Annotated in this window: 12 protein-coding genes and 1 tRNA gene; 4 read left to right on the top strand and 9 right to left on the bottom strand. The window is 57.7% G+C overall.

All coding sequences use genetic code 11. From position 1 onward, the window contains the following. Nucleotides 1–90: 90 nt before the first annotated feature. Nucleotides 91–909 (bottom strand): sulfotransferase family protein, encoded by an 819-nt coding sequence (locus ACR0FG_RS11655; protein ID WP_480893126.1) that lies wholly within the window; start codon nt 907–909, stop codon nt 91–93. 143 nt (nt 910–1,052) lie between these two features. On the opposite strand from ACR0FG_RS11655, the gene ACR0FG_RS11650 reads away from it, so the two are divergent. Further along, nucleotides 1,053–2,630: a DUF5928 domain-containing protein gene (locus ACR0FG_RS11650; RefSeq protein ID WP_480893124.1), complete on the top strand. Its 1,578-nt coding sequence runs from the start codon at nt 1,053–1,055 to the stop codon at nt 2,628–2,630. Nucleotides 2,631–2,648: 18 nt separating this feature from the next. Here the strand turns inward: ACR0FG_RS11650 and amaB are convergent, their stop codons facing one another. From amaB to ACR0FG_RS11635, 3 genes are all read right to left on the bottom strand, one after another. Then, nucleotides 2,649–4,145, bottom strand: a complete 1,497-nt coding sequence (amaB, locus tag ACR0FG_RS11645) for an L-piperidine-6-carboxylate dehydrogenase (RefSeq protein ID WP_480893122.1) — start codon at nt 4,143–4,145, stop codon at nt 2,649–2,651. Nucleotides 4,146–4,163: 18 nt separating this feature from the next. Then, nucleotides 4,164–5,270 (bottom strand): saccharopine dehydrogenase family protein, encoded by a 1,107-nt coding sequence (locus ACR0FG_RS11640; RefSeq protein WP_480893120.1) that lies wholly within the window; start codon nt 5,268–5,270, stop codon nt 4,164–4,166. 242 nt (nt 5,271–5,512) lie between these two features. Then, nucleotides 5,513–5,588, bottom strand: a tRNA-Lys gene (locus ACR0FG_RS11635). 210 nt (nt 5,589–5,798) lie between these two features. On the opposite strand from ACR0FG_RS11635, the gene dapF reads away from it, so the two are divergent. After that, nucleotides 5,799–6,641 carry a diaminopimelate epimerase gene (gene dapF / locus ACR0FG_RS11630; RefSeq protein WP_480893366.1) on the top strand — a complete coding sequence of 281 codons (843 nt, stop codon included), beginning with the start codon at nt 5,799–5,801 and terminating at the stop codon, nt 6,639–6,641. After that, a complete protein-coding gene (mtaB, locus tag ACR0FG_RS11625; RefSeq protein WP_480893119.1) occupies nt 6,638–7,894 on the top strand; it encodes a tRNA (N(6)-L-threonylcarbamoyladenosine(37)-C(2))-methylthiotransferase MtaB in 1,257 nt (418 codons plus the stop codon). Before dapF ends, mtaB begins: the two co-directional genes overlap by 4 nt. A gap of 146 nt (nt 7,895–8,040) precedes the next feature. Here the strand turns inward: mtaB and ACR0FG_RS11620 are convergent, their stop codons facing one another. Genes ACR0FG_RS11620 through petA form a run of 3 tightly spaced genes read right to left on the bottom strand, consistent with a single transcriptional unit; the run spans nt 8,041 to nt 10,794 of the window. Then, nucleotides 8,041–8,850 (bottom strand): cytochrome c1, encoded by an 810-nt coding sequence (locus ACR0FG_RS11620; RefSeq protein WP_480893117.1) that lies wholly within the window; start codon nt 8,848–8,850, stop codon nt 8,041–8,043. Nucleotides 8,851–8,865: 15 nt separating this feature from the next. Next, entirely contained in the window at nt 8,866–10,197 is a 1,332-nt protein-coding gene (petB, locus tag ACR0FG_RS11615; protein ID WP_170711094.1) for a cytochrome b, read from the bottom strand. Nucleotides 10,198–10,209: 12 nt separating this feature from the next. Then, nucleotides 10,210–10,794: a ubiquinol-cytochrome c reductase iron-sulfur subunit gene (petA, locus tag ACR0FG_RS11610; protein WP_039529342.1), complete on the bottom strand. Its 585-nt coding sequence runs from the start codon at nt 10,792–10,794 to the stop codon at nt 10,210–10,212. Between the two features lie 484 nt (nt 10,795–11,278). On the opposite strand from petA, the gene ACR0FG_RS11605 reads away from it, so the two are divergent. Next, the gene (locus tag ACR0FG_RS11605; RefSeq protein ID WP_480893115.1) at nt 11,279–11,722 is read left to right on the top strand and encodes a c-type cytochrome; all 444 of its coding nucleotides are present in this window, start codon (nt 11,279–11,281) and stop codon (nt 11,720–11,722) included. On the opposite strand, the gene ACR0FG_RS11600 is transcribed toward ACR0FG_RS11605, so the two are convergent. Both ACR0FG_RS11600 and ACR0FG_RS11595 read right to left on the bottom strand, forming a co-directional pair. Then, the gene (locus ACR0FG_RS11600) at nt 11,723–12,334 is read right to left on the bottom strand and encodes a glutathione S-transferase (protein ID WP_480893113.1); all 612 of its coding nucleotides are present in this window, start codon (nt 12,332–12,334) and stop codon (nt 11,723–11,725) included. A gap of 54 nt (nt 12,335–12,388) precedes the next feature. Further along, the gene (locus ACR0FG_RS11595) at nt 12,389–13,015 is read right to left on the bottom strand and encodes an FMN-binding negative transcriptional regulator (RefSeq protein ID WP_480893112.1); all 627 of its coding nucleotides are present in this window, start codon (nt 13,013–13,015) and stop codon (nt 12,389–12,391) included. Between the last annotated feature and the right edge of the window lie 51 nt (nt 13,016–13,066).

Here is a 13,066-nt window from a genome sequence, read left to right as displayed (position 1 = left end):
CCGGCGCCGCGCAAAGCGCGACGCCGGGCCCAACCAGAGGAGATGTCTCGTCAGAGACATTGATGATGGGCGGGAGCCTTCCGTTTCGGATCAGTCACCCAGTTTGGCGTGAACTTCGTCCAGATCGATCTCTCCCACCGGCATTTTATTGGCGGGGTTTTCGAAATCGTATTTGAACAGTTCGAAATCCTGTTTGTAGATTTCATAGACCAGGTGCATCGAAAGATCGTCAAAGTAATCTTCCACCGGATGCGCGCGTTTGGGGCCGTGCCCTTCGGATTCGTTGAACCGCGGAATCTCGGACAAAGTAACGGGATGCGCCGTTTCGAGATTGTCCAGAACCCCCTGCATCCCATCATTGAAGTTTTCGGTCCAGAAGATCCGGTCGTACTTTCCGCCATTCACGATCAGGGTCGAGACATGGCCTGACATGGCGGACCAGTGAATATCCGGGTCCATCGGCCGCCGCCAGCGGATCGTGTCACGCGCAAACAGAAGAAACCGGCGGAAACTGGCGATCTGGTCGAACTCGCCCTTGCCATCCTCGCCGCCGACCTCGATTCCGTAGTTGTAGATCAGCGTCGGAACCAGATTGCCGCGATATCGCCTGCCGTTGCGCTGAATGCCACAAATCTTGTCGAAGAAAGAGCTGAGGATACGCGTATATGGATTGCGCACGCAGGTGAATGTGTAGGACGCGTGGGATTTTACGTTCCTTTGAATCTCACCTTTGCTGGCATCAAAGGCCCACTTGTGCATTCCACCCGTCGCGTCATGGATGTCGCCATCAAAGAACTGACCATGATCCGAGTAATACATGATCTGCCCGATGGTCGAGCAGGCGCATTTCGGCACAACGCGATACACCATGCTTTGGCTTTCGGTCATCCATGTTCCGGGAAAACCCATCTGCTACGCCTCCTGTGCTGGTCGGGTCTTATGACGACAGTCCAGCTTTTGAAATCAAAGAACCAAAAATATTCTGTTTATTCAATCGCTCATCCTCAGTATCACGGTTGCAAATCGGCAGAAATGGGAATTACGGACAACTTATGTCAAAGATTGCCTTTATCCTTTTGTGCCACAAAGACCCCGACGCCATCATCGCGCAGGCAAGGCAACTGACGGCCGCCGGGGATTGCATGGCAATCCATTTTGACGCGCGATCCGGCCCTGCAGACTATGCCCGCCTGCAAGAGGCGCTGGGCGATAATCCGAATGTGACTTTTGCAGCAAAGCGGATCAAATGCGGCTGGGGCGAATGGTCGTTGGTGCAGGCAACCCTGAACGCACTGGATGCCGCGACCAAAGCCTTTCCGCGTGCCACCCATTTCTACATGCTTTCGGGCGATTGCATGGCGATCAAGACCGCCGAATATGCCCATCGGTTTCTGGATGAAAACGATGTGGATTTCATCGAAAGCCACGACTTCTTTGGAAGTGACTGGATCAAAACCGGCATGAAAGAGGACCGGTTGATCTATCGCCACTATTTCAATGAACGCACACAGGCAGGTCGGTTCTATGCCAGCTATGAGACCCAGAAAAAGCTGGGTCTAACGCGCCAGATACCACAGGACATTCAGGTCATGATCGGCAGCCAGTGGTGGTGCCTGCGCCGACGGACCGTTGAAATGATTCAGGCGTTTCTGCGCGAACGCAGTGATGTCATCCGGTTTTTCTCGACCACCTGGATTCCGGATGAGACGTTCTTTCAGACGCTCGTCCGCCACCTGATTCCGAAAGGAGAGATCGTCAGCCGTACGCTGACCTTTCTGATGTTCTCGGATTACGGGATGCCGGTCACTTTCTACAATGACCATTATGACATGCTGCTGGCTCAGGATTACCTGTTTGCCCGAAAAATAAGCCCCGAAGCGCAGGAACTGAAGAATCGGTTGGGCGAGCTATACGCCAGCGAAGGTGTCACATTCCACATCTCGGACGAGGGGCGCAGCCTGCATCGTTTTCTGACCGGACGCGGACGCGTGGGCCGAAGGTTTACGCGTCGCTTCTGGGAAGAGGCAAACACGCTTGGCCCGGATCGCGATCTGTTTCTGATTACCTGCAAGAAATGGCACGTTGCAAAGCGGCTATTGGATCAAATTATCTCGGAAACCGAACTGCCCTGCGTCGAGTATCTTTTTAACGAAGAAGACACCCAGTTGCCGGACCTCGGTGGAATCGAGGCAACACTGCTCAAACGCACGCGGCATCGCCGAGCGGTTGTTCGAATGCTGTTTGAAGAATTCGGATCAGATCGCCTTGTCCTGTGCGTTGATCCCGGCAGCCTCGAGATCATCCGCGACTTCAGCGCGGATCAGGCCAGATTGAACGTGTTGGATATCGAATGTCAGTATTCCGATGACTATCTGGCAGGGCACGCCTTGCGTGTGGGGCTTGTCGGAGAAAACAGCCCCGCAGATTCGATTCAACGTCTGCTGCCGACCCTGCGCAACGAAATCGCGCACGAAAGTGAGGCGATCCGCTCGGTTATGGGCGCTGGCTATTTCCGTATTCGTGAAACAGCGGATCGGGCCGAGAACGCCGAGGAACTGGCCCGATATTTGTCTGTGTCCAGCGCAAAGGCCGAAGCCGTTTTGCAACTGGACTATCTGTTTGCAGACTGATCGCTTTCGCCAGACGGATCAGATATCGAACTTAACGCCCTGCGCCAGCGGCAATTCCGCGGAATAGTTCACGGTGTTGGTCTGACGGCGCATATAGGCTTTCCAGGCATCCGAACCGCTTTCACGGCCACCACCGGTTTCCTTCTCACCACCAAAGGCCCCGCCGATCTCTGCACCTGATGGGCCGATGTTCACATTGGCGATGCCGCAATCAGAGCCAGCAGCGGTCAGGAACTGTTCGGCCTCACGCATGTTCAGTGTGAACACACAGGATGACAGGCCCTGCGGCACGTCGTTCTGAATATCGATCGCCTCGGCAAAATCGTCATAGCCCATGACATAAAGGATCGGAGCAAACGTCTCGGTCTTTACCACGGCGGTTTGCCCCGGCATTTCGACAATTGCCGGTTTCATGTAAACGCCGCCCGGTACGCCTTCGGTTACGCGATTGCCACCGAACACCGTGCCGCCCTCGGCTTTGGCTGCCTCAAGTGCTGCGGTCATGGCGTTGCCCGACGCCTCATCCACAAGCGGGCCGATCAGCGTGCCTTCGGACAGCGGATTGCCGATGGGCAGACCCGCATATGCTTTTTTCAGGCGCGCCACCAATTCCTCGCGGATCGAGTTATGCACGATCAGACGGCGCAGCGTCGTACACCGTTGACCTGCAGTCCCAACAGCCGAGAACACAATCGCCCGAACTGCCATTTCCAGATCAGCCGAAGGACCAACGATCATCGCGTTGTTACCGCCCAGTTCCAGAATGCACTTGCCAAACCGCTGCGCCACAATCGGCGCAACAGCACGGCCCATGCGGGTCGAACCCGTGGCCGAAATGATCGGAACATCTTCGCTGGCAACCAGCGCTTCACCCAGCGCTGCGCCACCAATCAGGGTCTGCAACAGTCCTTCAGGCGCGTCCCCGAACCGTGCCAGCGCGCGTTCGAAAATCTTCTGGCAGGCCATCGCGGTCAGCGGTGTCTTTTCCGACGGTTTCCAGATCACCGGATCACCACAGACCAGCGCCAGCGCCGCGTTCCACGACCACACGGCAACCGGGAAGTTGAAGGCCGAAATCACACCCACCGGACCAGCAGGGTGCCAGGTTTCCATCATGCGATGACCTGGACGCTCGCTGGCGATGGTCAGGCCATAAAGCTGCCGCGACAGGCCAACGGCAAAGTCGCAGATGTCGATCATCTCCTGCACTTCACCCAAACCCTCCGAGGTGATCTTGCCCGCCTCCCAACTGACCAGCGCGCCAAGATCATCTTTGGCGGCCCGCAATTCTTCGCCCAGCAAGCGGATCAACTCACCCCGGCGCGGGGCCGGTACGACGCGCCATTCCTTGAACGCAGCGCGCGAGCGCGCAATGATCGCGCCCATTTCAGCCTCGGGTGTCTCATGCACTTCGGCCAGTTGCCGCCCGTCAATCGGAGAGGTCACGCGCAGCGTGCCGCCGTTCAACTCGGCAGCTGTCAGATCCAGGTTTGCCAGAACGGTTTCTGCAGTCATCACAACATCTTTCATTTCTCACGCCGCCTTGCTTTGTTCAGTGACATCTCCGGCCCGGTACAACCGGCCAAATTCAGTGTTCAGGAACTCAGACAGTTTGACCTGCTCCTGCCGGACAAACCCCTTGGTTGGCAGGGCCCCTTGTCGCATCAGATCAACCACACCCAGTACACCTGCAGCCGTTGTCACCTGAATCGCGCTCCAGACCTGACCGCCCATCGTTCGGGCAAAGGATTTGTTGATCAGCGACCGTTCACGCAACTCGCCACCGATCTTCCCGCGCGCTGTGCAATAGACCAGAACCACATCCTGATCCGTGCGCGGCAGCGCAGTTTCAAAGATCTCTTTCAGCAGATCCCGGCGACGTTCCAGTCCCAGATCGTTCAGCAACAGACGCAGAATGTCGCGATGACCGGGATAACGGATCGAGCGATAGGAAACCGCCCGCGCCTTGCCTTCCAGCGTCTCGGGCAAGGTTCCAAGCCCACCCGAGGTGTTGAAGCACTCATACTCAACACCATCGTGACCAATGACCTCGTAATCTTCCAACGGCGCTGTCTTGACCCGCTGACCATTCACAATGGCATCGCAGGGGTTGCAGTATTCATTGATCAGACCATCGGTCGACCATGTCAGATTGTATTTCAACGCATTGGTCGGATAGAGCGGCAGAGCCCCCACACGCATATGCAGGCTATCGATCTCATCAAACTCGGCAGCAAGCGAGGCGCCTGCAATACCGACAAAACCAGGCGCCAGCCCACATTGCGGCATGAACGCCGTGTCGCTGTCCTGCGCCAGTCTTCTTACTGCATCCGTGGCAGCGACATCCTCGGTCAGGTCAAAGTAATGCGCCCCGGCCAGTTTCGCCGCTGCGGCAATTTTTGGCGTCAGGAAAAACGGCGCGGCGGAAATAACCGCATCAAAGCCGGTCAGACCACGCGCCAGGTCGTCTTCGTTTCCGGCATCGATCTGACGGGTCGTAATACCCATACCCTTCAGGTCGGACAAGGCACCAAGATCGTGATCCGCGACAGTGACCGAATAGTGGGCCGAGCTTTTCAGCAAGCTCGCGATCATCTGCCCGATCTTTCCAGCACCCACTACGCAAATATTCCAGTTCAAAATACGCCTCCTTTCGTTGCCTGTTCTGATAATGAGACGCGGATTGTCCGGGTGACAGAGGGAATGTTGACGAAATGACTTACATGTTTGTCATAATGACTGCAGATCAGGAGATATGACGAAAACACCGACTTAATCGCCTGACACTGCAGCCGGTTGCGACTAGGTATGACGTCGATGACTCACTTCATCCTGCCGTAAGGCTCATCAAACCCGGGTCAGGGAGGAGAATTTCAGGAAAGTGGTGAGCCGTGCAGGATTCGAACCTGCGACCCACTGATTAAAAGTCAGTTGCTCTACCAACTGAGCTAACGGCCCACTTTTATGCTGGATCTTGCAGATCCGTAGCGCTCTCTAAGGCATTTTCCCGACCGGGTTCAAGACCTTATTTTGCACTTCGTTTGCCGAAAACTTGCTGGTGTCCGGCATCCCGATAGGCGGCCTAATTAGGCACGAGGCGCAGGGGGGTCAAGCCCTTTTTTCAGGAATCGGTGGGACGGGGTGGATTCACATCTCTACGAACGCTATATGCGCGCCATGCAACGCTCACTGGACACCGGTTTGCCCTTCATGAAAATGCATGGGCTGGGAAACGACTTTGTCGTCGTGGACGCTCGCACGCTGTCCATCGACCTAACGCCCGCCCTTGCGAGGGGCATCGGGCACCGGCAATTTGGTGTCGGCTTCGACCAACTAGCCGTGATCAAACGCGGCGACGCGGATGCGCATCTGGTGTTCTATAACGCCGACGGATCCACTTCGGCTGCCTGTGGGAATGCCACCCGCTGTATTGCCCGGTTCCTCATGGAAGAATCGGGCAAGACCGGCCTGACCCTGACCACCGAACGGGGCACTCTGATCGCACAAGATGCAGGGCAGGGGCTGACTTCCGTCAATATGGGCGCGCCTCAACTGAGATGGGATGCGGTGCCTCTGGCCGAAGAGATGGATACGCTGGAACTGCCGATCGAGGGCGGGCCAACCGCCACCGGCATGGGCAACCCCCATTGCACGTTCTTTGTAGAAAACGCCGAAGCCATCCCCCTGGAAGATTTCGGCGCGCGATACGAGCACCATCCGCTCTACCCGGAACGCACCAACGTGCAGGTGGCGCAGATCATCGGCCCTGATCACATTCGTATGCGCGTCTGGGAGCGCGGCGTGGGGATCACACTTGCCTCAGGGTCATCCTCTTGCGCAACGGCAGTGGCTGCCGCCCGTCGCGGCCTGACCGGGCGCAAAGTACAGATCGAACTGGACGGCGGCACGATCTGGATCGATTGGCGCGACGATGGGGTCTGGATGACCGGGCCGACCTGCCACGTCTTTTCCGGCACATTGACGCCCGAATTTCTGGAGTCGCTGAGATGAGCGCCCCAAAATTCACAACGCTTGGATGCCGCCTGAACGCCTATGAAACTGAGGCGATGAAAGAACTTTCGCAGCAGGCCGGGCTGACCGGTGCCGTGGTCGTCAACACCTGCGCCGTCACCGCCGAAGCCGTGCGCAAGTCCCGGCAGGAGATCCGCAGGTTGCGGCGCGAGAAACCGGATGCCCGCCTGATCGTCACCGGCTGCGCCGCCCAGACCGAACCTCAGACCTTTGCCGCAATGGATGAGGTCGACGTCGTCATCGGCAATACCGAGAAAATGCAACCCGAGACGTGGACAGGCATAGCGGCGGATTTCATCGGCCAGACCGAGGCGGTGCAGGTCGACGACATCATGTCCGTCACCGAAACCGCAGGCCACCTGATCGACGGGTTCGGCACCCGATCCCGCGCCTATGTGCAGGTCCAGAACGGCTGTGACCACCGATGCACCTTCTGTATCATCCCATATGGCCGCGGCAACTCGCGCAGCGTCCCCGCGGGCGTGGTGGTGGATCAGATCAAACGGCTGGTGGATCGCGGATATAACGAGGTCGTGCTGACCGGCGTTGACCTGACCTCATGGGGCGCCGACCTGCCCGCACGGCCCAAGCTGGGCGATCTGGTGATGCGCATCCTCAAGCTGGTGCCGGACCTGCCGCGCCTGCGGATCAGCTCAATCGACTCGATCGAAGTTGACGAGAACCTGATGCAGGCCATCGCGACCGAGCCGCGCCTGATGCCGCATTTGCACCTGTCACTGCAACATGGTGATGACCTGATCCTGAAACGGATGAAACGCCGCCACCTGCGGGACGATGCCATCCGGTTCACCGAAGAGGCGCGCAAACTGCGCCCCGACATGACCTTTGGCGCTGACATCATCGCGGGCTTTCCAACCGAAGCCGAGGCGCATTTCGAGAACTCATTGAAGCTGGTAACGGACTGCAACCTGACTTGGCTGCATGTCTTCCCATATTCTAAACGCGAGGGCACGCCAGCGGCCCGTATCCCGCAGCAGATCAACGGCAAAATCATCAGGGACCGCGCTGCCCGCTTGCGTTCCGCGGGTGAGGCTCAGGTCGCCAAGCACCTCGCAGCCCAAACCGGTAAAACCCACTACATCCTGATGGAAAACCCGCATATGGGCCGCACCGAGCAATTCACCGAGGTCGCGTTTAGCTCCCCCCAACCCGAAGGCCAGATCGTCTCCGCCACGATCATCGGCCATACCGATACCCAACTCACAGCCTGATCCGCGCTTCATCTGTCCAAAAATATCCCGGGGATGAATTGGCCGCAGGCCAAGAAGGGGCTGGCCCCTTCACACCGAGCCCAACAAAAAACCCCCGCAACCAAAAGGTGCGGGGGCTTCTCAATCTTAAAAGTAGGAAAGCGGCCTTAGTGCTTTCTGCCCTTCACAGGCGCCCAGAGACGCTTGTTGACCAGATACAGGATCACCGACAGCACGGTCAGGAACAGAACGCCGACAAAGCCTGCGTTCTTGCGGTCCATCATCTTGGGCTCAGCCGTCCACATCAGGAAAGCGGCGACGTCCTTGGACATTTCCTCGACCGTGGCGGCGTGACCATCGGCATATTCCACCTGATCATCCGAAAGTGGCGGAGCCATGGAAATCCAGCCGCCCGGGAAGGCCTTGTTTTCGTAGAGGATCGAGCCCGCCTCTTCCTTCTGCTCACCAGTATAGCCGTCGAGCAGAGAGGCGATATATTCCGCACCGCCCATGCCTTTGATCAATTGGTTGATACCCAAGCCATAGGGGCCATGGAAACCGGCGCGAGCTTTGGCCATCAGGCTCAAATCCGGCGCACCTTGTGAGTCATTAATCGGAAAATGATCTGTCGGCTTCAAAACGCGAAGCTCTTCGGTATCCGGGTCGAAAAGCGCCGCTCTATTCGGCTCTTCGTCGAACACAACGAACTGAGAAGCATAAGCGATGACCTGCTCTTCCGAATAGCCCAGCGCCTCAAGGTCGCGCAGGGGCACATAGCGCAGGCCATGGCAAGCCGCACAAACATCGGTATAGACATGAAGGCCGCGTTGCAGCTGGCTTTCGTCATAGGTGCCAAACGGCCCTTCGAAAGAAAAGTCAAAGTCTTCGATGTGCTGCTCACCGCCACCTGCCGCGAAAGACGCAGCAGGGGTCAGGGCCAAAGCAAACGCGGTGCCGATTGCAAGTTTCTTGAACATGGATCTCTGTCCCTCTTACTCGGCCGGTGTGGCTTCGGCGTCAGCCTTGCCATAATGCGCGTTGAAGTCTTCTTCGATGGTTTCCGGCGGAACCTGCGGTTTCTCGATGACACCCAGAATCGGCAGGATCACGAAGAAATAAGCGAACCAATAGGCCGACGCGATCAGCGAGAAGGTCGCATAGGGTTCTTCTGCGGGCATCGCACCCAGCCACATCAGGGCAAAGAAGTCGACGATCAGCAGATAGAACCACCACTTAAACATCGGACGGTATTTGCCCGAACGCACGGTCGATGTGTCCAGCCAGGGGGCCAGCGCCATCGCTAGGATCGCACCGAACATGGCAATCACACCAAAGAACTTGGCGTCGATGATGCCGCCGGTGACAAAGCTTGCGATCTGCACGACCCAAACCTCGCCAGTGAAGGCACGCAGGATCGCGTAGAACGGCAAGAAGTACCATTCGGGCACGATATGCGCAGGCGTAACCAGCGGGTTGGCTTCGATGTAGTTGTCCGGGTGGCCCAGATAGTTCGGCATAAAGCCGACGACCGCCCAGAACACGACCAGGATCACGACCAGCGCAAACAGGTCTTTGATCACGAAGTACGGCCAGAAGGGCAGCGTGTCTTTCTCGGCCTCGGCTTTCGAGCCACGGCGCACTTCAACACCCGTGGGGTTGTTGTTGCCGGTGGTGTGGAAGGCCCAGATATGTACGACGACCAGCGCTGCAATGATGAACGGCAGCAGGTAGTGCAGCGAGAAGAAGCGGTTCAGCGTGGCGTTATCCACCGCGGGTCCACCCAGCAGCCAGGTCTGGATTGCATCACCTACAAACGGGATCGCTCCAAACAGGCCGGTGATCACGGTCGCACCCCAGAAGGACATCTGACCCCAGGGCAGTACATAGCCCATGAACGCAGTGCCCATCATCATCAGGTAAATCAGCATACCGATGATCCACGTGATCTCACGAGGGGCTTTGTAAGAGCCGTAGAACAGACCACGGAACATGTGAATGTAGACCGCAACAAAGAACAGCGACGCACCGTTCATGTGCAGGTAACGGATGAAATAGCCACCATTCACGTTGCGCATGATGTGTTCGACACTGGCAAAGGCCAGATCGACATGTGGGGTATAGTGCATCACCAGAACGATGCCGGTGACGATCTGCAGTGCAAGGCAGAACGCCAGCACGATGCCCCAGATCCACCACCAGTTCAGGTTCTTGGGGGTAGGGATCATGAGTGTGTCGTATAGCAAGCCGACGATCGGCAGACGGCTGTTCAGCCACTTCTCGCCGTTGGTCTTGGGCTCATAGTGGTCGTGGGGAATTCCTGACATTCTGGGTCTCCCTTAGCCGAGTCGGATTGTGCTGTTATCCACCCACTCAGCGGGCGGAACGGGCAGGTTTTCAGGCGCGGGGCCTTTGCGGATACGGCCTGCAAGGTCGTAATGCGAACCGTGGCAGGGGCAGAACCAGCCGCCGAAATCACCTGCATCGCCCAGTGGCACACAGCCCAGGTGGGTACAAACGCCCATCTGAACGATCCACGCACCCGGCGCTTCGCCCTCGGGCGAGGGCATGACGCGGTTGGCGTCTGTGGCAGGCGCATCCGCGTTCAGGTTGAAGTTACGCGCCAGCGGATCCGGCAGTGCGCCAACACCCTCGGCATCCTGTTCCTGAGCTTCGGCAATCTCGGCACCCGTACGGTGACGGATAAACACGGGTTTACCAAGCCACTTGACGGTCAGCTGCGTGCCCGGCTCAACCCCGCTCACGTCCACGCGGATCGAGGACAGAGCCTGCACATCCGCCGAAGGGTTCATCTGATTGACAAGGGGCCATACGGCGGCACCGGTCGCAACGACACCTGCGCCGCCAGCGACGTAATACAGGAAATCTCTGCGGGTGCCTTCGTGGTCTTCTGCGTGGGACACGAGGTTCTCTCCGATTGTCTGGCGCCCGCGGACGGGCTTATAGCTCGCGCACCGCACGAATGCGGTGTCTTAACAGGGGTATCTATCGGGGAGAATACGGTTCGTCCAGCGGTCTTAGGCGCGCATTACGCCGCATCTACGCTTTCATGTCACTACGAGATGGCAATTTTTCAAGATGGCATGGTCCTGGCCCTGCATTTCATCAGCGATTTCGCACCCACAATGCGCTGTGATTCGCCAACGCTACGGCCAAAGGCGCGCGGCCCGCGCGGTGCAGGTCGCACCTTCAGGCGCCAGAATTACGCCCTGTTTCAGCCATCGGGATTTCCCGTTTCAGGATGCGGGAACACAGTTTTTTCACATCTAAATCATTCATATGAAATAGATTATTTTATCTGCGCCAAATCCCCCTGATCCCGCTTGCCCTTTCGATCCAGATATTTCAGACGGCAGTCGATCCAACCCCCTGACCAGAGACTCTCCGATGAAAAAGATCGTTCTACTGCCCTTGCTCATTGAATCATTCCTGACATCCCACGCACTCGCCGCCGGTGATCCGGCAAAAGGAGAGGCGCTTTACAACCGTTGCTCGTCTTGCCACGCGATCATCAAAGATGGCGAGGTTCTGGTCAAAGGCGGTATCACCGGGCCGAATCTCTATGGTGTAATCGGTCGCGCTGCAGGAACGGAAAGCGACTACCTGAACGGCAGCGAACGCCTGCCCATCGGCATGTTCACCGATGACATGATCCGCGCCGGGCAAGAGGGGCTGGTCTGGACCGAAGACAACATCGCTACCTATTCCAAGGATCCAATCGGGTTTATCCGCGCATTTCTCAGGGATGACACCGCCCGCCCGAATATGAGCATTAAGCTGAAGAAAGGCGCCGACGATATCGCGGCTTACCTTGCAACCTTCAGCGACTGATCAGACCGCAGGTGGCCGGGTAGCCTCCATGCTCGGCCGCTTGCCAAATTCCTCGAACCAACTGGCCAAGGCGTCATTGCCCTTGCGCCAGCCCCGGGCGTCATGCCTCAGATCAAGATAGCCAAGGGCACAGCCAACCGCAATCTGACCCATGTTCAGCGATCCGTTCAGATGCGCCATCCAGCGTTCATTCAGCACGGCACATCCACGCTCAATCTTGTCCCACTGCGCATCAGTCCATTCGTCCCACCGCTTGTTTTCGGGGCGCAGCCGCGCCTCATAGGTGATCAACAGGGCGGCATCCAGAATGCCGTCGGCCAAAGCCTCGAGCACCAGCACATCCCAGTGTCCGGCCCCGTCCAAATAAAGCCCCGCCTGCGCGCGGGCGTCCAGAAAGGCGCAAATGACCCGGCTGTCGAACAGGGTGGGCCCATCAGGGCGCTCCAACGCGGGCACTTTGGTCAGAGGTACTTTGGCCATAAGAGATTCGGCTGGTGAAACAGGCGTTGTCGCTGCGTCCTGCAGTTCGACATCGTCCAACTGACCCGTTTCATGCAGCAAAACCATGACTTTCCGCACATAGGGCGAGGTCGGGCTGAAATATAGCTTCATTATCCATCTCCTTGGTTGTGCGAACATTCGCCCGCATGGTCTATGCCAGATTTCTCAATCTCCGCCGGAAACACCACGCATCAGGGCCTGCAAAGCCCCAAGCTCGGACCCGAACCCATCTTCTGCCAACCGATCCGCCGCATTCAGCCTCACCGCATCGGGCTTGTTCTGGTTCAACTTCCACGTCCCTTCGATATTGCTGATATGCAGTCGGCACGGCACGATCATGCGCAAGAACCGTCCCAGCACCTCGTCGCTCATCTTTGACGCCGACCAAGGGGGTTTCGGCCGCAGCCGATCCTCGAAAAACGCCGTTTGCCGGTCCAGCATATCGCGCAGTTCTTCGTGCGGGCGCTGTTCAAGCTGGCCAGTCAAATGCACCGCAACGTAATTCCACGTCGGCACCTGATCCACGATCCCATACCAGTCGGGCGAAACATATGCGTCCGGCCCCGAAACCGCGATCCGCGCCGCTTGCGGTTGCTTCAGAGCCCGCACAATCGGGTTTGACCGGACCAGATGCAATTCGGCCAGCGTCGCATCCTCGTTCAGCAGGAATGGCACATGGCTAACCAGTGGCGCAGCATCCGCCGATACCACCAGAACACCAAAAGCACGCTCGCGGGCAAAGGTGATATGGCGCGCTGTGGTTTCAGAGCGGAAGGCTGGATTGGGGTGCATGTCGATCCTCCTGCCAATTTCTCTTGCAGAAGCGATGCGTCCTTGGCAAGG

The organism is Ruegeria sp. E1, from assembly GCF_056534225.1.
Note: the sequence above shows the minus strand (reverse complement) of the source record. Positions and strands in the feature narration are given on the sequence as shown.

Excerpts from the sequence above, each read along its gene's own strand:
- dapF (WP_480893366.1), top strand. The coding sequence starts at position 5,799 with ATGCGCGCCATGCAACGCTCACTGGACACCGGTTTGCCCTTCATGAAA.
- ACR0FG_RS11620 (WP_480893117.1), bottom strand. The coding sequence starts at position 8,850 with ATGTTCAAGAAACTTGCAATCGGCACCGCGTTTGCTTTGGCCCTGACC.
- ACR0FG_RS11605 (WP_480893115.1), top strand. The coding sequence starts at position 11,279 with ATGAAAAAGATCGTTCTACTGCCCTTGCTCATTGAATCATTCCTGACA.
- mtaB (WP_480893119.1), top strand. The coding sequence starts at position 6,638 with ATGAGCGCCCCAAAATTCACAACGCTTGGATGCCGCCTGAACGCCTAT.
- petB (WP_170711094.1), bottom strand. The coding sequence starts at position 10,197 with ATGTCAGGAATTCCCCACGACCACTATGAGCCCAAGACCAACGGCGAG.
- amaB (WP_480893122.1), bottom strand. The coding sequence starts at position 4,145 with ATGACTGCAGAAACCGTTCTGGCAAACCTGGATCTGACAGCTGCCGAG.
- ACR0FG_RS11600 (WP_480893113.1), bottom strand. The coding sequence starts at position 12,334 with ATGAAGCTATATTTCAGCCCGACCTCGCCCTATGTGCGGAAAGTCATG.
- ACR0FG_RS11595 (WP_480893112.1), bottom strand. The coding sequence starts at position 13,015 with ATGCACCCCAATCCAGCCTTCCGCTCTGAAACCACAGCGCGCCATATC.
- ACR0FG_RS11650 (WP_480893124.1), top strand. The coding sequence starts at position 1,053 with ATGTCAAAGATTGCCTTTATCCTTTTGTGCCACAAAGACCCCGACGCC.
- ACR0FG_RS11655 (WP_480893126.1), bottom strand. The coding sequence starts at position 909 with ATGGGTTTTCCCGGAACATGGATGACCGAAAGCCAAAGCATGGTGTAT.